The sequence below is a fragment of the Streptomyces sp. SLBN-31 genome (assembly GCF_006715395.1).
Lineage (GTDB): Bacteria > Actinomycetota > Actinomycetes > Streptomycetales > Streptomycetaceae > Streptomyces.
In genome coordinates this window covers 2428059-2447160 of record NZ_VFNC01000002.1, presented here as the reverse complement: position 1 = coordinate 2447160, position 19102 = coordinate 2428059, and the positions used below count along the sequence as shown (strand labels likewise).

Annotated in this window: 18 protein-coding genes and 2 pseudogenes; 11 read left to right on the top strand and 9 right to left on the bottom strand. The window is 72.5% G+C overall.

The genetic code is table 11. The features are described 5' to 3' along the window. Nucleotides 1-308: 308 nt before the first annotated feature. Nucleotides 309-1175, bottom strand: a complete 867-nt coding sequence (locus FBY22_RS31255; RefSeq protein ID WP_142151329.1) for a rhomboid family intramembrane serine protease — start codon at nucleotides 1173-1175, stop codon at nucleotides 309-311. A gap of 101 nt (nucleotides 1176-1276) precedes the next feature. Between FBY22_RS31255 and FBY22_RS31250 the strand changes: the two genes are divergently transcribed. Continuing rightward, the gene (locus FBY22_RS31250) at nucleotides 1277-2002 is read left to right on the top strand and encodes a VWA domain-containing protein (RefSeq protein WP_142151328.1); all 726 of its coding nucleotides are present in this window, start codon (nucleotides 1277-1279) and stop codon (nucleotides 2000-2002) included. Between the two features lie 69 nt (nucleotides 2003-2071). After that, nucleotides 2072-3718 (top strand): cytochrome bc complex cytochrome b subunit, encoded by a 1647-nt coding sequence (locus FBY22_RS31245; protein WP_142151327.1) that lies wholly within the window; start codon nucleotides 2072-2074, stop codon nucleotides 3716-3718. On the opposite strand, the gene FBY22_RS31240 is transcribed toward FBY22_RS31245, so the two are convergent. Together FBY22_RS31240 and FBY22_RS31235 are read right to left on the bottom strand one after the other, a co-directional pair. Beyond that, on the bottom strand, nucleotides 3693-4661 hold the full coding sequence (locus FBY22_RS31240; RefSeq protein ID WP_142151326.1) for an acyl-CoA dehydrogenase family protein: 969 nt from the start codon (nucleotides 4659-4661) through the stop codon (nucleotides 3693-3695). The genes FBY22_RS31245 and FBY22_RS31240 overlap by 26 nt on opposite strands. After that, nucleotides 4661-5800 carry an acyl-CoA dehydrogenase family protein gene (locus FBY22_RS31235; protein ID WP_142152574.1) on the bottom strand — a complete coding sequence of 380 codons (1140 nt, stop codon included), beginning with the start codon at nucleotides 5798-5800 and terminating at the stop codon, nucleotides 4661-4663. Before FBY22_RS31235 ends, FBY22_RS31240 begins: the two co-directional genes overlap by 1 nt. Before the next feature lie 50 nt (nucleotides 5801-5850). On the opposite strand from FBY22_RS31235, the gene FBY22_RS31230 reads away from it, so the two are divergent. The 3 genes from FBY22_RS31230 to FBY22_RS31220 are packed head-to-tail and all read left to right on the top strand — an operon-like array spanning nucleotide 5851 to nucleotide 8444. Further along, nucleotides 5851-6642, top strand: coding sequence for an SDR family oxidoreductase (locus tag FBY22_RS31230; RefSeq protein WP_142151325.1), 792 nt, complete (start codon nucleotides 5851-5853; stop codon nucleotides 6640-6642). Between the two features lie 15 nt (nucleotides 6643-6657). Beyond that, nucleotides 6658-7269, top strand: a complete 612-nt coding sequence (locus tag FBY22_RS31225) for a TetR/AcrR family transcriptional regulator (RefSeq protein WP_142151324.1) — start codon at nucleotides 6658-6660, stop codon at nucleotides 7267-7269. 17 nt (nucleotides 7270-7286) lie between these two features. Beyond that, nucleotides 7287-8444: an acetyl-CoA C-acetyltransferase gene (locus tag FBY22_RS31220; RefSeq protein ID WP_142151323.1), complete on the top strand. Its 1158-nt coding sequence runs from the start codon at nucleotides 7287-7289 to the stop codon at nucleotides 8442-8444. Here the strand turns inward: FBY22_RS31220 and FBY22_RS31215 are convergent. The 4 genes from FBY22_RS31215 to FBY22_RS31200 are packed head-to-tail and all read right to left on the bottom strand — an operon-like array spanning nucleotide 8428 to nucleotide 11782. Beyond that, complete coding sequence (locus FBY22_RS31215; RefSeq protein ID WP_142151322.1) at nucleotides 8428-9477, bottom strand: nitronate monooxygenase family protein; 1050 nt, start codon at nucleotides 9475-9477, stop codon at nucleotides 8428-8430. The two genes, FBY22_RS31220 and FBY22_RS31215, sit on opposite strands and share 17 nt — an antisense overlap. Then, nucleotides 9462-10193 carry a CoA-transferase subunit beta gene (locus FBY22_RS31210; RefSeq protein ID WP_142151321.1) on the bottom strand — a complete coding sequence of 244 codons (732 nt, stop codon included), beginning with the start codon at nucleotides 10191-10193 and terminating at the stop codon, nucleotides 9462-9464. The genes FBY22_RS31215 and FBY22_RS31210 overlap by 16 nt, the downstream gene beginning before the upstream one ends. Next, a complete protein-coding gene (locus FBY22_RS31205; RefSeq protein WP_142151320.1) occupies nucleotides 10190-11005 on the bottom strand; it encodes a CoA transferase subunit A in 816 nt (271 codons plus the stop codon). The genes FBY22_RS31210 and FBY22_RS31205 overlap by 4 nt, the downstream gene beginning before the upstream one ends. Then, nucleotides 11006-11782 (bottom strand): enoyl-CoA hydratase family protein, encoded by a 777-nt coding sequence (locus tag FBY22_RS31200; RefSeq protein WP_142151319.1) that lies wholly within the window; start codon nucleotides 11780-11782, stop codon nucleotides 11006-11008. Nucleotides 11783-11836: 54 nt separating this feature from the next. Here FBY22_RS31200 and FBY22_RS31195 point away from each other — a divergent pair, with 54 nt between their 5' ends. Continuing rightward, on the top strand, nucleotides 11837-12577 hold the full coding sequence (locus FBY22_RS31195; protein WP_142151318.1) for an SDR family oxidoreductase: 741 nt from the start codon (nucleotides 11837-11839) through the stop codon (nucleotides 12575-12577). A 1-nt stretch (nucleotide 12578) separates the two neighbouring features. Further along, the gene (locus FBY22_RS31190) at nucleotides 12579-13484 is read left to right on the top strand and encodes an SDR family oxidoreductase (RefSeq protein WP_142151317.1); all 906 of its coding nucleotides are present in this window, start codon (nucleotides 12579-12581) and stop codon (nucleotides 13482-13484) included. A 177-nt stretch (nucleotides 13485-13661) separates the two neighbouring features. Here the strand turns inward: FBY22_RS31190 and FBY22_RS31185 are convergent, their stop codons facing one another. Together FBY22_RS31185 and FBY22_RS46070 are read right to left on the bottom strand one after the other, a co-directional pair. Next, on the bottom strand, nucleotides 13662-14558 hold the full coding sequence (locus FBY22_RS31185) for a hypothetical protein (RefSeq protein ID WP_142151316.1): 897 nt from the start codon (nucleotides 14556-14558) through the stop codon (nucleotides 13662-13664). A 37-nt stretch (nucleotides 14559-14595) separates the two neighbouring features. Beyond that, nucleotides 14596-15392: pseudogene (locus tag FBY22_RS46070) on the bottom strand (beta-galactosidase); the annotation flags it as partial. Here FBY22_RS46070 and FBY22_RS46065 point away from each other — a divergent pair. The 4 genes and pseudogenes from FBY22_RS46065 to pepN form a co-directional block, all read left to right on the top strand. Continuing rightward, a pseudogene (locus FBY22_RS46065) lies at nucleotides 15391-15498 on the top strand (AraC family transcriptional regulator); the annotation flags it as partial. The pseudogenes FBY22_RS46070 and FBY22_RS46065 overlap by 2 nt on opposite strands. 11 nt (nucleotides 15499-15509) lie before the next feature. After that, on the top strand, nucleotides 15510-15860 hold the full coding sequence (locus FBY22_RS31170; protein ID WP_142151315.1) for a chorismate mutase: 351 nt from the start codon (nucleotides 15510-15512) through the stop codon (nucleotides 15858-15860). A 141-nt stretch (nucleotides 15861-16001) separates the two neighbouring features. Continuing rightward, a complete protein-coding gene (locus FBY22_RS31165) occupies nucleotides 16002-16556 on the top strand; it encodes a two-component system response regulator (protein ID WP_142151314.1) in 555 nt (184 codons plus the stop codon). 56 nt (nucleotides 16557-16612) lie between these two features. Continuing rightward, nucleotides 16613-19099: an aminopeptidase N gene (gene pepN / locus FBY22_RS31160; protein WP_142151313.1), complete on the top strand. Its 2487-nt coding sequence runs from the start codon at nucleotides 16613-16615 to the stop codon at nucleotides 19097-19099. The last annotated feature ends 3 nt before the right edge of the window (nucleotides 19100-19102 follow it).

Sequence of the window (19102 nt, the reverse complement as noted above, 5' to 3'; positions counted from 1 at the left end):
TCGGTGTACGCCCCCGCCCTGCCCCGGCTGTAGGGGTTCGGCGTCCGTGAACGTCACCAGCGGCTTGCCGCCCACCGACACCGACAGCACCCCGCCCCGCTGCTCGACCGTCACGTCGTACCACCGGCCGACCGGATACGGTGTCCGGCCGGTCGCCAGGAACCGCTGACCGCCCGGATAGGCGGGGTCCCGCTTGCTGGGACGACTGGCCGGACAGCGGTGAGACACCGGTGAAGCTCGCCTACACGCCCCGCGGAAAGCCGGCCGAGGAGGTGCTGCGGGAGGAGTGGGGGCCCTGAGCGGGGCGTTCAGATCGTCAGCTCCGCGACCTTCGCCATCGCCAGGATCACCAGCAGCGCCAGCAGGGCGAGGCAGGCGCCCACCTGGACGAGGGTGCGGCGGCTGTCGCGCGGGGCATAGGCGTACGCCAGTGTCACCAGGCCGCCCGCCAGCAGACCGCCGAGGTGGCCCTGCCAGGAGGTGATCCACGCCGATATCACCAGCCACAGCAGCAGGCCCGCCATGAAGCGGTTGACGGCGTTCATGTCGGCGCCCAGGCGCCGGGCCATGACGTAGTACGCGGCCCCGAGCCCGAAGATCGCGCCGGACGCCCCCAGCGTGGGCGTGGTCGGCGCGATCAGCAGGACGAGGACCGAACCGCCCAGCGCCGACAGCAGGTACAGGGCGAGGTAGCGGACCCGGCCGAGCTGCATCTCGACGACCCGGCCGATGTTCCACAGCGACACCATGTTCATCACGATGTGCAGGATCCCGAACGTGCCGTCGGTGGGCGGCAGATGCAGGAACGCCCCGGTCAGCAGGCGGTACCACTCGCCGTGGGCGACACCCTCGGGAAGGTAGCCGACGGGCACGGTGCCCAGCATGTCGAACCGGTCCACGATCGAGGGCCGCACCATCTCGCCCAGGTAGGCCAGCACGTTCAACGCGATGAGCACGTACGTCACCGTCGGCGCCGCGGTGACGCGACCGCCGAACGCCGTACGCGCCTGCCGTACCGACCGCGCCCCCTCCCGCACGCACTCCGGGCACTGGTGGCCGACGGCCGCCTCCCGCATGCAGTCGGGGCAGATGTAACGGTCGCAGCGGGTGCAGCGGACGTGGGACTCCACCCGGGGATGGCGGTAGCAGGTGGTGACGGTGGACTCGGACTCCACGGCCGGCTCCTCGGAAAGCGCAATGGGACGGGATGGTGAGCCGGTGGGGTCGGCGGCGAACAAAATAACGAACGGATGTGAGGGATGGGAGAGTAGGGGCCATGGTTGCGATCAGTCTGAAGAAGGTCGAGGAGACCGCCCCCGCCCTGGTCAGCCTCTACAAGAGCGCCGGGGTGTCGCTCGAGAAGCACGGGCTGGGCGGGCTGCGGGCCGCGGTGTACCTCGTCGTCGACTACTCGGGGTCGATGAAGCCGTACTACAAGGACGGCAGCGTGCAGGCCCTCGCCGACCGGGTGCTCGGCCTGTCCGCGCACCTCGACGACGACGGGCGCGTGCCGGTGGTCTTCTTCTCGACGGACGTCGACGCCGAGACCGACATCGCGCTCGCCGGCCACCAGGGTCGGATCGACGAGATCGTGGCCGGGCTCGGGCACATGGGCAAGACCAGCTACCACCTGGCCATGGACGCGGTCATCGACCACTACCTCGGCAGCGGCTCCACCCACCCCGCGCTGGTCGTCTTCCAGACCGACGGCGGACCGATCAACAAGCTCGCCGCCGAGCGGTATCTGTGCAAGGCGGCCCGGCTGCCGCTGTTCTGGCAGTTCGTGGGCTTCGGGGACCCGGGCAGCAAGCAGTTCGACTTCCTGCGCAGGCTGGACGAGCTGGCGGTGCCGCACAAGCGGGTGGTGGACAACGCCGGGTTCTTCCACGCGGGCGCGGATCCGCGGAAGGTGTCGGACGCGGAGCTGTACGACCGTCTCGTGGCCGAGTTCCCCAAGTGGCTGGTGGCCGCCCGGGACCTGGGGATACTGCCGTCTGCCTGACCGCACCGTTGGCTCGGCGGGGCCGGGCGTGCCACCCTGAGGATGATCCGACGGGGAGGCGACGAACGTATGGACGGCGCACGTGCGGAGAACGACAGGGCTTTCGTGGGCAGGGAGCCCGCGGGCAAGGGCGAGAAGGTCGCCGACTGGGCCGACGGGCGGCTGGGCCTCTACGCGCTGGCCAAGGCCAACATGCGCAAGGTCTTTCCGGACCACTGGTCCTTCATGCTCGGCGAGGTCTGCCTGTACAGCTTCATCATCCTGATCCTCACCGGCATCTACCTGACCCTGTTCTTCGAGCCCAGCGGCGTCGAGGTCGTCTACCACGGCTCGTACGTGCCGCTGAACGGCGTCAGCATGACCCGGGCGTACGAGTCCACGCTCGACATCAGCTTCGACGTGCGCGGCGGACTGCTGATCCGGCAGATCCACCACTGGGCGGCGCTGGTCTTCGTCACCGGCATGCTGGTGCACATGATGCGGGTGTTCTTCACCGGCGCCTTCCGCAAGCCCCGCGAGGTCAACTGGCTGTTCGGCTGGACCCTGCTGATGCTCGGCATCATCACCGGCCTGACCGGCTACTCGCTCCCCGACGACCTGCTCTCCGGCACCGGCATCCGCTTCGCCGACGGCGCGATCCTGTCGATCCCGATCGTCGGGACATACCTGTCGATGTTCCTGTTCGGCGGCGAGTTCCCGGGCCACGACATCATCTCGCGGCTCTTCCCGGTGCACGTCCTGCTGCTGCCCGGGCTGATGCTGGGACTCGTGGTCGCCCACCTGATCCTGGTCTTCTACCACAAGCACACCCAGTACCCGGGGCCCGGACGCGACCAGAAGACCGTGGTCGGCATGCCCTTCCTGCCGGTCTACATGGCCAAGGCGGGCGGCTTCTTCTTCCTCGTCTTCGGCGTGCTGGCGGTCATGGGCGGCATCGCGAGCATCAACCCCGTGTGGGCCTTCGGGCCCTACCGCCCGGATCTCGTCACCACGGGCGCCCAGCCCGACTGGTACCTCGGCTTCTCCGAGGGCCTGATCCGGGTGATGCCGGGATGGGAGATCAACGCCTGGGGCCACACCCTGGTGCTGGGCGTCCTCATCCCCTTCTCCCTCTTCCCGCTGCTCCTGCTCGTCCTGGGGCTGTATCCCTTCGTCGAGGCGTGGATCACCGGTGACAGACGTGAGCACCACATCCTGGACCGGCCGCGCAACGTGCCCGTGCGCACCGGGCTGGGCGTGGCCTGGCTGGCGCTGTACGTGGTGCTGCTGATCGGCGGCGGCAACGACATCGTGGCCACGCATCTGCATCTGTCCATCAACGCGATCACCTGGTTCGTGCGGATCGCCTTCTTCGTTGCGCCGGTCGTCGCCTTCGTCGTCACCCAACGGGTCTGCATGGGTCTGCAGCACCGGGACCGGGACAAGGTGCTGCACGGCAGGGAGACCGGCACCATCACCCGGCTGCCGAACGGCGAGTTCGTCGAGGTGCACGAGCCGCTCCCGCAGGACCAGCTGTTCACCCTCACCCAGCACGAGCAGAACCCGCCCTATGAGATCGGGCCGCGCGTGGACGCCAACGGGGTGCGCAGGCCGGTGACCGTCTCCCAGCGGGTCCGGGCCCAGCTGGCCCGCGCCATGTTCGGGCCCGGGACGCATGTGGAGAAGCCGACGCGGGAGGAGTACCGGGAGCTCACCAGCGGCGACCACCACCACTGACGACCAGGTCCCGGCACTCCCGCGGGCCGCCCCATGCGGTGCGCAGTGCGCGGGCCTTGGTCAGCCACAGGGACAGGTCGTACTCGGCGGTGTACCCGATCGCGCCGTGCAGCTGGAGGGCCGTCCGGGCGGTGGCGTACGCCGCCTCGCACGCGCCGACCTTGGCGGCGGCGACGTCGGCCGGCTCCAGGGTGAGCGCGGCCCCGAACAGCAGGGGGCGCGCGAACTCCAGCGCGATCTTCGCGTCCGCCAGCCGGTGCTTGACGGCCTGGAAGGAGCCGACGGGGACGCCGAACTGGGTGCGCTGCCGGACGTATGCCACGGTCCGGTCGAGGAGGGCGAGACCGACCCCGAGGGCCTGGGCGGCGGTGGCCAGGCGGGCGTGGACGAGGGCCGGGCCGAGCGGAGGACCGTCGGTGAGGAGTTCACCGCCCGTCGTCAGAGGGGTGAGGCGGCGGGCGGGGTCGAGGGAGCGGCGGACCGGGCCGTGACCGGGGGCGAGACGCAGACCGTCGGACGCCAGGACCAGGCGGGTGTCCGCCACGTCACCGTCCAGGGCGTACGACCCCTCCTGTGCCACCGTCGCCATCGCCTCCCCGGAGGCCAGCGCGGGGAGCAGACGCTTGACGGGACCGGTGTCCTCCGGACCGGCCAGCAGCACGGCCGCCGCGACGGTCTCCACCAGCGGGCCCGGCACCGCGTGCCGGCCCAACTCCACGAAGGCGACGACCAGTTCGACGGGCCGCAGGCCGAGCCCGCCGTGCTCCTCGGGAACCGCGAGCCCGAACACGCCCGCGTCGGCGACCCGGCGCCACAGCGCGCGTCCGCTTCCGTGCTCGCCGCGGCTCCAGTGCCGTACCACCGACGGCGTGTCCGCCGCCGACAGTATGGCGTCCAGGGACCCGGCGAAGGCGCGTTGCTCGGCGTCGAGGAGGAAGCGCATCACCGGCGTCCCTTCGGCAGGCCCAGCAGGCGTTCGGCGACGATGTCGCGCTGGATCTCGTTCGTGCCCGCGTAGATCGGGCCGGCGAGGGCGAAGACGTACCCCTCGGACCAGGCGGTGTCCGCCGACTCGCCCTCCTCGCCCAGCAGATCGAGCGCCGTCTCGTGCAGCGCGATGTCGTACTCGGACCAGAACACCTTGTTCATGCTGGACTCCGCCCCGAGGGAGGCGCCCTCCAGGAAGTGGGTGGCCGCCGCGTGGGTGAAGAGCTGGTAGGCGCGGGCGCCGATCAGGGCGTCGGCCACGCGCGCGCGGGTCTCCTCCGGGCTGCCCCGCTCCTTCCAGAGCGTGTGCAGCCGGTGCGCCGCGGCGAGGAAGCGGCCGGGGGAGCGCAGCATCAGCCCCCGTTCGTTGCCCGCCGTCGACATCGCGATCCGCCAGCCCTCGCCGGGCGCCCCGATCACGTCCTCGTCGGGCACGAACACCCCGTCCAGGAACAGCTCCGCGAAGGCCGGTTTCCCGTCGAGCCGTCCGATCGGGCGGACGGTGACCCCGGGGGCCCGCAGGTCGAACATCAGGTACGTCAGGCCCTGGTGCGGCTTCGGGGCGTCCGGGGCGCTGCGGAACAGCCCGAAGGCACGGTCGGCGAAGGCGGCCCGCGAGGACCACGTCTTCTGCCCGCTCAGGCGCCACCCGCCGTCCACCCGCACGGCCCGGGACCTCAAGGAGGCCAGGTCCGAGCCCGCCTCCGGCTCCGACCACGCCTGCGCCCACACCACCTCACCGGTGGCCATCGGCGGCAGCACCCGGGCCCGCTGCTCGGGTGTGCCGTGGTCGAAGAGGGTGGGCGCGAGCAGGCTGACGCCGTTCTGGCCGACCCGTCCGGGCGCGCCCGAGGCCCAGTACTCCTCCTCGAAGGCCAGCCAGCGCATCAGGCCCGCGTCCCGTCCGCCGTACTCCACCGGCCAGTGGACTACCGACCAGCGGTCCGCGGCCAGTTCGGCCTCCCAGGCGCGATGGGCCGCGAAGCCCTCCGCCGTCTCCAGGGACGGCAGCGGCTCGCGCGGCACATGGGCCGCGAGCCAGCCCCGGGCCTCGGCGCGGAAGGCCTCCTCGGCAGGCGAAGCGGTGAGGTCCACGGTCGTCACGCTCCTTCCCTAACAAGCATTTGGTAGATTAGCGTGGCCCCATGACAACGGTCGAGACTCCGGCCTACGTGCCCGGGCACGGGCTGCTGACGGGCCGCACCGCCGTCATCACCGCCGCGGCGGGCGCGGGCATCGGCGGCGCGACCGCGCGGCGCTTCCTGGAGGAGGGCGCGCGCGTGCTGATCAGCGACGCGCACGGACGCCGGCTGAAGGAGTACGAGGCCGAGCTGGCCGGGGAGTTCGGGGCGCGGGCGGTCGACGCGGCGGTGTGCGACGTGACCGACGAGACGCAGGTAAGAGCGCTGTTCGACACCGCCGTGCGCCGGCACGGACGGCTGGACGTCCTCGTCAACAACGCCGGTCTGGGCGGCACTTCGAGCCTCGTCGACATGACCGACGAGCAGTGGTCGAGGGTGCTGGACGTGACCCTGAACGGCACCTTCCGGTGCACCCGGGCCGCATTGCGGATCCTGCGCGAGCAGGGCGCGGGCGGGGTCGTCGTCAACAACGCCTCCGTCGTGGGCTGGCGCGCCCAGGCCGGTCAGGCGCACTACGCCGCCGCGAAGGCCGGGGTGATGGCGCTGACCCGGTGCGCGGCGATCGAGGCCGCCGAGTACGGGGTACGGGTCAACGCGGTCTCGCCGAGCCTCGCCATGCACCCGCACCTGGTGAAGGTGACGACGCCCGAGCTGCTGGGGGAGCTGACCGCACGCGAGGCCTTCGGGCGGTACGCCGAGCCCTGGGAGGTGGCCAACGTGATCGTGTTCCTGGCGTCCGGCTACTCCTCGTACATGACCGGCGAGGTCGTCGCCGTCAGCAGCCAGCACGCCTAGGACGAGAATGTACCCGTGCCGACCAAGAAGAAGCCCCAGGTGACCGCCGCCCCCGAGCGGCGCCGCGAACTCCTCGTCACCGCCGCCGAGGTGTTCGCCGAACAGGGGTACAACGCCACGACCGTACGCAAGATCGCCGACCACGCGGGCATGCTCGCGGGCAGCCTCTACTACCACTTCGACTCCAAGGAATCGATGCTGGAGGAGATCCTGCGCACCTTCCTCGACGAGCTGTGGGCCGGCTACGACGCCGTCCTCGAAGCCGGGTCGGGGCCGCGGGAGACGCTGGAGGCCCTGGTCACGGAGTCGTTCCGGGAGATCGACCGGCATCGCGCCGCGGTCGCGATCTACCAGAAGGAGAGCCGGCAGCTGGTGGCGCAGGAGCGGTTCGCGTTCCTCGCCGAGTCGCAGCGCAGGTTCGAGAAGGCGTGGCTGTCCACGCTGGAACGCGGAGTCGCCGCCCGGGTGTTCCGGGCCGACCTGGACGTCCGCCTGACCTACCGGTTCGTGCGCGACACCGTGTGGGTGGCCGCGTCCTGGTACCGGCCGGGCGGACAGCACAGCCCGGAGGAGATCGCCCGGCAGTACCTGTCGATGGTGCTGGACGGGATCGCCGTACGCACTTGACCGAGTGGGGAGTCGCCATGGCCGAGGCCTACATCGTCGAAGCGGTCCGAACGCCCGTGGGGCGGCGCGGAGGTGGGCTGAGCGGGGTCCACCCGGCCGATCTCGGCGCGCACGTGCTCAAGGAACTGGTGACACGGGCGGGCGTGGACCCGGCCGCCGTCGAGGACGTCGTCCTCGGCTGTCTGGACGCGGTCGGGCCGCAGGCCGGGGACATCGCGCGGACCTGCTGGCTGGCGGCCGGGCTGCCCGAGGAGGTGCCGGGCGTGACCGTCGACCGGCAGTGCGGCTCCTCGCAGCAGGCCGTGCACTTCGCCGCGCAGGGCGTGCTGTCCGGCACCCAGGACCTGGTGGTCGCGGGCGGGGTGCAGAACATGTCGATGATCCCCATCGCCTTCGCCACCCGGCAGGCCGCCGAGCCGCTCGGGCTCACGCAGGGCCCCTTCGCCGGCAGCGAGGGCTGGCGGGCGCGGTACGGGGACCAGCCCGTCAACCAGTTCGTGGGCGCCGAGATGATCGCCGGGAAGTGGGGGATCACCCGGCGTGACCAGGAGGAGTTCGCCCTGCGCTCGCACCGGCGGGCGCTGCGCGCCATCGACGAGGGGAGGTTCGAGCGGGAGATCGTCCCCTACGGCGAGACCGCCGTCGACGAGGGGCCGCGCCGGGACACCTCGCTGGAGAAGATGGCCGGGCTGAAACCGGTCCTCGACGGCGGCACCATCACCGCCGCCTGCTCCTCCCAGGTCTCCGACGGGGCCGCGGCCATGCTGCTGGCCTCGGAGCGGGCGGTGCGCGAGCACGGACTCACGCCACGCGCGCGCGTGCACCACCTCTCCGTGCGCGGCGAGGACCCGATCCGCATGCTCTCCGCGCCGATACCGGCGACCGCCCACGCCCTGAAGAAGAGCGGCATGACCATCGACGACATCGACCTCGTCGAGATCAACGAGGCTTTCGCCCCGGTCGTCCTGGCCTGGCTGAAGGAGACCGGAGCCGACCCGGACAAGGTCAACGTCAACGGCGGCGCGATCTCCCTCGGTCACCCCCTCGGCGCGACCGGCACCCGGCTCATGACGACCCTGCTGCACGAACTGGAGCGCACCGGCGGCCGGTTCGGGCTGCAGACCATGTGCGAGGGCGGCGGGCAGGCCAACGTGACGATCATCGAGAGGCTGTGAGCCGCTCCCGTACCTCCTCCGCCTCCTTCATGATCCGCTCCACCAGCTCGGCGCACGACGGCAGGTCGTCGATCACCCCGGCGACCTGCCCGGCCGCCATCACCCCCAGGTCCGTACGGCCGTCCACCATCGCCGCCTTCAGCAGCATCGGTGTGTTCGCGGCGAGCAGCACCTGACTCCAGGACAGTTCCTTGCCGTGCTTCAGGGCGAGCCCGTCGCGCACCATGTGCCGCCAGGTCAGCCCGGACAGCTTCCGGAAGCCGGCCGCCCGGCGCACGGCGTGGAACAGCGCCCGCGCGCGCCCGGCGTCCTCCAGCGCGCCTACCAGGTCCGTGCGCAGCATCCGGTGCGGCAGCCCGTCCACGGCCCTGGTCACGGTGACGTCCCTGACGTCCGCCGCCAGATACCGCGCCTTCACCCCGTCGGGGACGGTCGAGTCGGAGGTGAGCAGGAACCGCGTGCCCATCGCGACCCCCGCCGCCCCGTACGCCAGTGCCGCGACCAGCCCCCGCCCGTCGAAGAAGCCCCCCGCGGCCACGACCGGTATCCGCACCGCGTCCACCACTTGCGGCAGCAGCACCGTCGTCGCCACCTCGCCGGTGTGCCCGCCGCCCTCGCCGCCCTGCACGATGACGGCGTCCGCGCCCCAGGCGGCGACCTTCTCCGCGTGCCGCCGGGCACCGATGGAGGGGATGACGACGACGCCCGCCTCCTTGAGCTCGGCGATCAGTCCGGGGGAGGGCGCGAGCGCGAAGGAGGCGACCCGGACGCCCTCCTCGATCATGACGCGGACCCGGTCGCCCGCGTCCGCCGCGTCGGCGCGCAGGTTGACCCCGAACGGCGCGTCGGTCCGGGAGCGGACCTCGCGCACCGCCTCTCGCAGCCGGTCGACGGTCATGGTCGCGGAGGCCAGGATGCCCAGCGCGCCCGCGTTCGCCGTCGCGGCGACCAGCCGGGGGCCGGCCACCCAGCCCATGCCGGTCTGCACGATCGGATGCCGGATTCCGACCAGCCGGGTCAGCGCCGTGTCCATGGCTGGGCGACCTCCCTGGCACGGGCGTTCGCCGGGTCGAGCACCTCGCGGACCAGCCGCAGTTCCTCCGCGGTGGGCTCGCGCGTGGGCGGCACATCGTCCGGGACGGCCAGGTCGAACGAGGTCGCCTCCCTGACCTCCGCCACCGTGACCCCCGGGTGCAGCGAGGCCAGCCGCATCGAGTGGTCCGGGGTCGCGAAGTCGAAGACGCCCAGGTCGGACACGACACGCGGGATCCGGTGGAAACGCGCGCCGCCCGCGCGGTCGTACCCGACCCCGCACACCATGTCGACCCTCTCGACGAAGACCCGGCGCGAATGCCGGGGGATCCAGTAACTGGTCGGGTTGTTCAGGGTGTTCACCGGCGCTCCCCGTACCCCCAGCAGCTGCCGCTTGGGCCGCTCCCAGTCGCCGATGCAGGAGATGTTCTGGTTGCCGAACCGGTCGATCTGGCTCGCGCCCATCATCACGTGCCGCCGGCCGCCGGTGACGAACTCCAGATGCCGCCGGTACGGCAGCCAGCCCTCCGGCGTCCCGTCCGGGCGGACCAGCGTCGCCTCGCCGTCGGTCAGCAGCAGGTCCGGCGCGAAGATGAGCCGGGCCAGCCGGGCGCCGAGGGCGGGGATCAGGCCCATCGGACTGGCCAGCACCTCGCCGTCGCCCCGCCAGGCCTCGGCGCACGCGATGACGCAGTACTCGGCACGGGTGACGGTCATGACCCCTCCTTCGCGGGCGGGTCGAGCAGGCGGTCGGCGTACTCCGGCCAGGATGTGGTGGCGTACTCCCGTTGCGCGGCCTCGTCCCGGCCGTAGTCGGGCACGCAGGACGTGAAGTGCGCGCCGCCCGGGGCCTCGACGACCCCGGTGACCGCGTGCCGCCGGATCAGCAGCGTCTGGAGGGCCGCCTCCTTGGTCAGCTCGGTGGTGTCGACGATTCGCTCGCACGACACGTACGCCTCGTCCGCCGCCTCGCAGAACAGGTCGTCGAAGTACGGGTCCGGGCCCAGGTACTGTCCGTTGCCCAGCCGGTCGGCGCGGTTGACGTGCACCAGGGCCGCGTCCAGCCGCAGGGCGGGCATCGCCACGAACGTCTCCCCGTCGTCGTAGGGCGAAGTGACCGTACGCAGGCCGGGGTTGACCCGCGTCACGTCCGAGCCGAGTCCGGCCCGCACCGGCAGGAAGGGCAGCCGGTTCGCCGCCGCGCGCAGCCCCCACATGAACATCGCCTCGTCGATCTCCATGAGTTCGATCGCACCGCGCTCGCGGGCCGCGCGGTAGTGCGGTTCGAGGGGGATGGAGTCGAGGGTGACGAAGGCGGCGACCAGCTTGCGTATCCGCCCGGCGGCCGCCAGCATGCCGACATCGGGGCCGCCGTAGGAGACGACCGTCAGATCCCTGACGTCGGATCGCAGCAACGCCCTGACCAGGGCCATCGGTTTGCGGCGCGAACCCCAGCCGCCGATGCCGAGGGTCATGCCGCTACGCAGCCGCGCGACGGCCTCGTCCGCGGTCATGGTCTTGTCGCCCACTCAGCCGCCCTCCCTGCCGAACCCGTCCCGGACCCGGTCGGCGACCCCGACCGTGCTCGCCTCGTACGTGAAGCCCTGCTCGAAGCGGTAGCTGCGGCGCACGTCGACGGGGTCGATGCCGTTGATGGCGGCCTTCGCCAGACGCAGCAGCTCCCCGTCCTTGGCGGCGATTTCGCGCGCCAACTCAAGTGCCGCGTCGCGGAGTTCACCGGGGGGCACCACCCGCCACACCGAGCCGTGCGCGTGCAGCTCCGCGGCGGTCGCCGTGCGCGAGGTGTAGTACAGGGCGCGCATCAGGTGCTGCGGGACCAGCCGGGCCAGGTGCGTGGCGGCGCCCAGGGCGCCCCGCTCAAGCTCGGGCAGCCCGAAGGTGGCGTCCTCGCTCGCCACGATCGCGTCCGCGTTCCCCACGAGTCCGATGCCGCCGCCCAGGCAGAACCCCTGCACGGCCGCCACCACCGGGACCTCGCACTCGTAGACCGCCGCGAACGCCTCGAAGCAGCCCCGGTTCGCGCCCGCCAGCGCGCCCGCGCCCCGGGCCTGGATCTCCTTGATGTCCACGCCCGCGTTGAAACCCCGTCCCTCGGCCGCGAGCACCACGCACCGCACCCGCGGATCGCGCCCGGCCGTGCGCACGGCGTCGGCCAGGGCGAACCAGCCCTGTACCGGAAGGGCGTTCACCGGCGGGAAGTCGACCGTGACGACGGCGATCGCGTCGTCTGCCGGTCCCTGCGAACCTTCCGGCCCCTTTTCCGGGGACGAGGTGGAGACACCCATGGAAGCATCAGCTACCTTTCCACCAAACGTTTGTTAGGTGAAGGGTAGCGGCGAATGGAGTGGGACGGGAAGGTCGCGGTCGTCACCGGCGGCACGCGCGGCGTCGGCGCCGGGATCGCACGGGCCTTCGCCGAGGCCGGCGCCCAGGTCGTGGTCTGTGCCCGCAGACCTCCCGAAGTGCCCCTCAAGGGCGCGGAGTTCGTGCCCCTGGACCTGCGCGACGCGGACGCCGTGCACGACTTCTTCGCCGCGCTCGCCCGCGTGGACGTCCTCGTCAACAACGCGGGCGGCACGCCCTACCGGCGGCTGACGGAGACGGACGCCCGGCGGCACGCCCGGGTGATCGAGCTGAACCTCGTCGCCCCGCTGACCGCGTCCCTCGCCGCCTACGGGCACCTGCGGCGCAGCCGTGGGTCCGTGGTGATGATCGGCAGTGTGAGCGGCGGCCGGCCCTCGCCCGGCTCGGCCGCCTACGGGGCGGCCAAGGCGGGGCTGGAGAACCTGGCCCGCTCGATGGCCGTGGAGTTCGCGCCCGAGGTGCGCGTCAACACCCTCGTCGTCGGCATGGTCCGCACCGAGCTCTCCCATCTGCACTACGGCGGCGAGGAGGGCGTCGAGGCGGTCTCCCGCACGGTGCCGCTGGGCCGGCTGGCGACACCCGCCGACGTGGGCGCGGCCGCCGTCTTCCTCGCCTCCGACGCCGCCGCCTACATCACCGGCGCGAGCCTGCTGGTGCACGGGGGCGGGGAGCGGCCCGCCTTCCTCGATGCCGCGACCGCCAACAAGGAGACGTGAGATGAGCGGAATCTGTCAGGGCAGGGTCGTCGCCGTCACCGGTGCCGGGCGCGGGCTCGGGCGGGCGCACGCGCTGGCGTTCGCGGCGCAGGGCGCGCGGGTCGTCGTCAACGACCTGGGGGTCGGCCTGGACGGCACGCCGGGCCCCGACAGTCCGGCGGGGCGGGTCGTCGACGAGATCCGCGCGGCGGGCGGCGAGGCGGTCGCCCACGGCGGCGACATCGCGACCACCGAGGGCGCGGCCTCGCTCGTCACGACCGCCCTGGAGGCCTACGGCCGTCTCGACACCCTCGTCAACAACGCCGGGTTCCTGCGCGACCGGATGCTGGTGAACCTCGACGAGGACGACTGGGACGCCGTGATGCGCGTACACCTCAAGGGGCACTTCCTGCCGCTCAGGCACGCCGCCGCGCACTGGCGGGCGGAGGCCAAGGCGGGCCGGACGCCGGTGGCCAGGGTCGTCAACACCAGCAGCGGAGCAGGCCTGTTGGGGTCGGTCGGGCAGGGCAACTACAGCGCCGCGAAGGCCGGCATCGTCGGTCTGACGCTGGTCGCCGCGGCCGAACTGGCCCGCTACGGCGTCCAGGCCAACGCGATCGCCCCCGCCGCCCGCACCCGGATGACGGAACGCACGTTCGCCGGGACGATGACCGCCCCCGAGACCGGTTTCGACGCCATGGCCCCCGAGAACGTCTCACCGCTCGTCGTCTGGCTCGGCTCCGCCGCGAGCGCCGGCGTGACGGGCCGGGTCTTCGAGGCGGAGGGCGGCCGGATCACCGTCATGGAGGGCTGGCGGCCGGGACCGAGCGCCGACAAGGGGGCGCGCCGAAGTCCCGCCGAGGCGGGGGAGGAGGCCCTGAAGCTCCTCGCGCTGGCCGAGCCCCCGGGGACGGTGTACGGCGCCTGAGCGCGCTGAGGCAGGCGTCCGGGTGGCGGCCCGGCGCGCGGCCGTCGGCCGCGCGCCGGACCCGCACACCGGGGGCGGGCCGAGGCCCTGGTGGTGCCGCGCACGCGGTGCTGTGCGCGGTGCCCGGCGAGCCGGCGGGCCGGGCGTCGGGGATCTTCGTCACGGCCCGGCGGGGCCCTAGGTGTCGCACTCCAGTACGGTCCTGCACAGCCCGCAGCGCGCCCGGACCCGTCCCTTCACCGGCACCCTGATCCGCTGGTGGCAGGTCGGGCAGGGGAACGACACCCGCAGGGGGCCGTGGCCGTCGGGGGTGAAGCTGTAGGGGACCTCCGGATGCGGGGAACCGTCGGCCCGGTCCTGGGCGTGGCGGCGGTCCCGGGCGTAGCGGCGGCGGCCCGCCCAGCCGGCCCCCGTCAGCGGGGGCTGCTGCTCGTCGCGGCGGGCCAGGGCCATGCCCCGGGTGTAGGCCTCGTAGGCCTGGGGGCTGGTGAACCACACGGACGGGTCCTCGTGGAAGACCAGGGCCCGTTTCGCCAGGACGTAGCCGAACTCCTCCGGGGTCAGATAGCCCAGCTTCTGCGAGGAGGCCGCGTCCTCGCGGTAGGCGTCCAGCAGCAGCCAGCCCGCGCCCAGGTAGGTCGTCGCCGTGTCCGTGAGGATCTCGTTCTCGCGCGTGCCGGGGAAGGACAGGTCCAGGCGGTGCAGATAGACGTGCATGATCTCGTGGGCCAGGGCGGCGCCGATGTCACGGCGGTGGGTGCGGAAACGATCGTTCAGTTCCACGAAGTACTCCGGACCCGCGGCCAGTTCGACGTTCGCCGCGTGCGTCATCTCGCGGAAACCGACGATCATCCGGGCATCCGGGAGGTGGTAGTGGCGCACCAGCTCGCGGGCCACGCGCTGGGTGCCCAGATGGAGGTCGTCGGTGTCGCAGAAGGCCACGTCGGCCGGGAGCACGCTGGCCGAGAACGTCTGGACGGTGTCGTAGGACAACCGTTTGTAGAGCGCGGTGATGGCGGCCCGCACCGTCTCCAGGTGTGGGTAGCCGTGCTCGACCGGTCCGCCGTTCGCCACGCCTGAACCCCCAAGACGCCCTGAACCCGACTCCACTCTACGGGGAGGAGAGCGGATTTTCGCTGGTCGCGTTCCCGGCGCCGGGAGGCGGGACGGGACGCAGCCGCGGAGCCTCCGCGGACGCCTCCTCCAGCTCCAGCAGCCACACCTCGTTCTCGCCTCGCGCAGCACCGGCCCCGGCACGTACAGCGACCGCCGCGGGCCTGCCGACCAGTAGCGGCCCAGGCCGAAGCCGTTGATCCACGCGAAGCCCGGGTGAGGCCCGGCAGTTCCAGCGGTGCGCGTCCCCGGCGCCGCGCACCGTGACGGTGCCCCCGTACAGGCCGGGGGCGCCGTCCCCGGCGTACGGCTCGAAGGGCACGTCCCCGATGTCCTCCAGGGCGTCCAGGCGCAGCCCACGCGCACGTACCCCGTGCGGGTACTGCCGCGCTCGTGCAGCAGGCCCCCGGCGATGCCCTTGGGCTCACCGCTGCGGGGCCCGTAGTCGACCCGGCCCAGCGACTCCCCCCGCAGCTCCACGTGCGCGTGCCCGGCGACGGGCTCCTTGAGCTGCTCGTCGCCCTCGGCGAGCACCCCGGCCCGCTCCCCGTCGACGTACACCACGGCCAGGTCCCGCAGACCGCGCGCGATCAGCGGGTAGGGCTGCCCTGGCCCGGGCACCGTCACCGCGTACCGCACCAGGCCCCGGTCCACGTCCAGCTCCTCGAACATCGGCGGCACGGGCGCCGCCGTCTCCGGGCCGCCTCGGGCCTCCAGTACGGCGTCGAGGGACGCCCGACCGGTCAGCCGCACCTCGGCCGGCGCGCCCGGCACCGGGGGAGCGGGTGGCACCTCGTGCCGCTTCCGCGCGCAGCAGTACCGCGCCGTCCCCGGCGGCCGGAGCGACCAGGTGCCCGATCCCGACGATCCGCCCATGATCGAACACACCCCCGCCCCGTAGGCTGTGCGCCCATGACCACCAGCAACAACGCGGCCGGCGACGTCGACCCGGCCGTCCTCGCCGAACTGGCCCGGCTGCGCGACAGCATCGACAACATCGACGCGGCCGTCGTCCACATGCTCGCCGAACGCTTCAAGGCCACCCAGCAGGTCGGCCACCTCAAGGCCGCCCACCAGCTGCCGCCCGCCGACCCGGCCCGCGAGGCCCGCCAGATCGAGCGCCTGCGCGGCCTGGCCGAAAGCGCCAAGCTCGACCCGGCCTTCGCTGAGAAGTTCCTGAATTTCATCATCGCCGAAGTCATCCGCCACCACGAGCGCATCGCGGAGGACGCCGTCAACGGCAGCGCAAAAACGGCGAATTGACCTCGGTCGATGCGGCAAAGGAGGTGACAGGCGGGCCGCCGGGGGGCATGCTGCGCTGTGCACTGCATGTCAGCTGACGGACACGCCCCGTCAGGGGTTCGGTCCTAAGCTGGTTGTCCCACGCGGGAGGGACGTCGGGCCATGCCGGATGCCAAGATCCTCATCGTCGACGACCACGAGGACACGCTGTACGCGCTGGAGAGCGCCCTGGCCCCGCTGGGCTACCAGCTCGGCCGCGCCACCAGCGGTGACGAGGCGCTCAAGCAGGTGCTGCGCGGGCAGGTCGGCCTCCTCGTCCTCGACGTCCGCATGCCCCGGGTCAGCGGCCTGGAGGTGGTGCGCTACATGCGCCGCGTGGAACAGACCCAGCACATCCCGGTCATCCTGGTCACCGGCTTCGGCCCGGACCACGAACTGACCGCCGCCGCCTTCGGCCTCGGCGTCGCCGACCTCGTCATGAAACCCGTGGACCCCTGGGCCCTGCGCACCAAGGTCCGCTACCTCTACGACGCCCACCGCGCCAGGCTCGCCCTCGAACAGGAGATCCGCGAGCTGCGCGCCCTCGTCAAGGAGCACCCCGGCACCAGCGGAACGGAGCCCGCGTCCGGCGCCGCCCTGCCCCACCCGGACGCCCGGGTGCCCCCGCAACGGGCGTCCGAGGCGCACGACGGGGAGCTCGAGCAGGACCGGACATAGGCCGCGTACCGATCCGCCTCTGTGCCCTGTCAGCGCCATCGGGCAGCATTACCCGCATGTCCGTACTGACGCGCGACGAAGCGCAGACCCGTGCCAGGCTCCTCGACGTCCACCGCTACTCGATCGAGCTCGATCTGACGACCGGCGACGAGACCTTCGACTCCCGCACCGTCATCCGCTTCACCGCCCGCACGGACGCCGCCACCTTCGTCGAGCTCAAGCCCGCCGAGCTGCGCGCCGCCACCCTCGACGGACAGCCCCTGGACCCGGAGAGCCTGGACGGCAACCGCCTGCCCCTGGCCGGCCTCACCGCCGGCGAGCACGAGCTGCGCGTCGAGGCGCGCATGCGCTACTCCCGCACCGGCGAGGGCATGCACCGCTTCACCGACCCCACCGACGGCGAGACCTACGTCTACACCCAGCTCTTCATGGACGACGTCCAGCGCGTCTTCGCCGCCTTCGACCAGCCCGACCTCAAGTCCGTCTTCGAGCTGACCGTGACGGCCCCCGACGGCTGGACGGTCCTCGCCAACGGCATCACCGAGCGCCTCGACGACGGCCGCTGGCGGGCCGCCCCCACCCCCCTGATCTCCACCTACCTCGTCGCCGTCATCGCCGGCCCCTGGCACTCCGTGCGCACCGAGCACCGCGGGCTGCCCTTCGGCCTGCACTGCCGCCGCTCGCTCGCCCCCTACCTCGACACGGACACCGAGGAGCTGTTCGACATCACCCGGCGGTGCTTCGACCGCTACCACGAGAAGTTCGAGGAGCCCTACCCCTTCGACTCCTACGACCAGGCGTTCGTCCCCGAGTTCAACGCCGGCGCCATGGAGAACCCGGGCCTGGTGACCTTCCGCGACGAGTTCGTCTACCGCTCCGCGGTCACCGACACCGAGCGCCAGACCCGCGCCATGGTCGTCGCCCACGAGATGGCCCACATGTGGTTCGGCGACCTGGTCACCCTGCGCTGGTGGGACGACATCTGGCTGAACGAGTCCTTCGCCGAATACATGGGCTACCAGACCCTCACCGAGGCCACCCGCTTCACGGACACCTGGACCGACTTCGGCGTCGCCCGCAAGGCCTGGGGCTACGACGCCGACCAGCGCCCCTCCACCCACCCCGTCGCCCCCGAGAACGTCGACGACACGGCCGCCGCCCTCCTGAACTTCGACGGCATCTCCTACGCCAAGGGCGCCTCCGCGCTGCGCCAACTCGTCGCCTGGCTCGGCGAGAAGGACTTCCTGGCCGGCATCAACACCCACTTCGCCCGCCACCGGTTCGCCAACGCCGGCCTCGCCGACTTCATCGACTCCCTCGCCTCCGCCACCGAGCGCGACGTCCACGCCTGGGCCGACGCCTGGCTGCGCACCACCGGCGTCGACACCCTCAGGCCGGTGGTGACCCGCGGCGAAGAGGGCACCTACACCCTGCGGATCGAGCACACGGGCAGCCGCCCGCACCGCGTCGCAGTCGGCCTCTACGACCAGGACGTCGCCGACGAGAGCCGCCACCTGGTGCTGCGCCGACGCCTCGACCTCGACGTCCCGCAGACCGAGCCCCAGCCCCTCGGCAAGCGCCCCGCCCTGCTCGTGCTCAACGACGGCGACCTCACCTACGCCAAGATCCGCTTCGACGCGGAGTCCTTCGAGACGGTGCGGGCCAACCTGTGCGGCCTGCCCGACCCGCTCACCCGCGCGGTCGTCTGGAACGCCCTGCGCGACAGCGTCCGCGACGGCGAACTCGCGCCCACCGCCTACCTGGAGGCGGCCCGCGCCCACCTCCCGCACGAGACCGACCTCGCCCTCGTCCAGGGCGTCCTCGCCTTCGCCACCGCCCAGGTCGCCGGCCGCTACGTCACCCCCGAGGGCCGCCCCTCCGCCCTGGCCACCCTCTCCTCCCTGTGCCGCGACCTCATCCGCCGCACCGAGGACGGCGACAACCCCGGTCTGCGCCTGATCGCCGTGCGCCACTTCATCGACGTCGCCGCCCAGCCCGACACGATCGCCGCATGGCTCGCCGACGGCACCGTCCCCGGCGGCCCGGAACTCGACCCCGAGCTGCGCTGGCGGGTCCTCGCCCGCCTCGCCGTCCTCGGCGCCGTCGACGAGGCGGAGATCGCCCTCGAACTCGACCGCGACCTGTCGGCCACCGGCCAGGAGGGCGCCGCCCGCTGCCGGGCCGCGCTGCCGGACGAGGCGGGCAAGGCCAAGGCCTGGGAGGCGATGTTCGGCGGCGACGACCTGTCCAACTACCTCTTCACCGCCACCGCCCAGGGCTTCTGGCAGCCCGAACAGGCCGACCTGGTCGGCGCGTACGTCCCTCGCTACTACGAGGACGCCGTCGCCGTCTCCGCCCGCCGCGGCCCCGCCATCGCCGACGCCGCCGGCCGCTCGGCCTTCCCGGTGCACGCGGTGGACGCCGAGACGCTGCGCCTGGGCGAGGCGTGCCTGCGCGACGCCGACCCCATCCCCGCACTGCGCCGCAAGCTCGTCGACCAACTCGACGACCTGCGCCGCGCACTGCGGGTGAGGGAGGGATAGCCG

Coding starts and splice junctions, on each gene's coding strand:
- FBY22_RS31250 (WP_142151328.1), top strand. CDS start 1,277: ATGGTTGCGATCAGTCTGAAGAAGGTCGAGGAGACCGCCCCCGCCCTG.
- FBY22_RS31245 (WP_142151327.1), top strand. CDS start 2,072: ATGGACGGCGCACGTGCGGAGAACGACAGGGCTTTCGTGGGCAGGGAG.
- FBY22_RS31240 (WP_142151326.1), bottom strand. CDS start 4,661: ATGCGCTTCCTCCTCGACGCCGAGCAACGCGCCTTCGCCGGGTCCCTG.
- FBY22_RS31230 (WP_142151325.1), top strand. CDS start 5,851: ATGACAACGGTCGAGACTCCGGCCTACGTGCCCGGGCACGGGCTGCTG.
- FBY22_RS31220 (WP_142151323.1), top strand. CDS start 7,287: ATGGCCGAGGCCTACATCGTCGAAGCGGTCCGAACGCCCGTGGGGCGG.
- FBY22_RS31215 (WP_142151322.1), bottom strand. CDS start 9,477: ATGGACACGGCGCTGACCCGGCTGGTCGGAATCCGGCATCCGATCGTG.
- FBY22_RS31210 (WP_142151321.1), bottom strand. CDS start 10,193: ATGACCGTCACCCGTGCCGAGTACTGCGTCATCGCGTGCGCCGAGGCC.
- FBY22_RS31200 (WP_142151319.1), bottom strand. CDS start 11,782: ATGGGTGTCTCCACCTCGTCCCCGGAAAAGGGGCCGGAAGGTTCGCAG.
- FBY22_RS31195 (WP_142151318.1), top strand. CDS start 11,837: ATGGAGTGGGACGGGAAGGTCGCGGTCGTCACCGGCGGCACGCGCGGC.
- FBY22_RS31190 (WP_142151317.1), top strand. CDS start 12,579: ATGAGCGGAATCTGTCAGGGCAGGGTCGTCGCCGTCACCGGTGCCGGG.
- FBY22_RS31170 (WP_142151315.1), top strand. CDS start 15,510: ATGACCACCAGCAACAACGCGGCCGGCGACGTCGACCCGGCCGTCCTC.
- FBY22_RS31165 (WP_142151314.1), top strand. CDS start 16,002: ATGCCGGATGCCAAGATCCTCATCGTCGACGACCACGAGGACACGCTG.
- pepN (WP_142151313.1), top strand. CDS start 16,613: ATGTCCGTACTGACGCGCGACGAAGCGCAGACCCGTGCCAGGCTCCTC.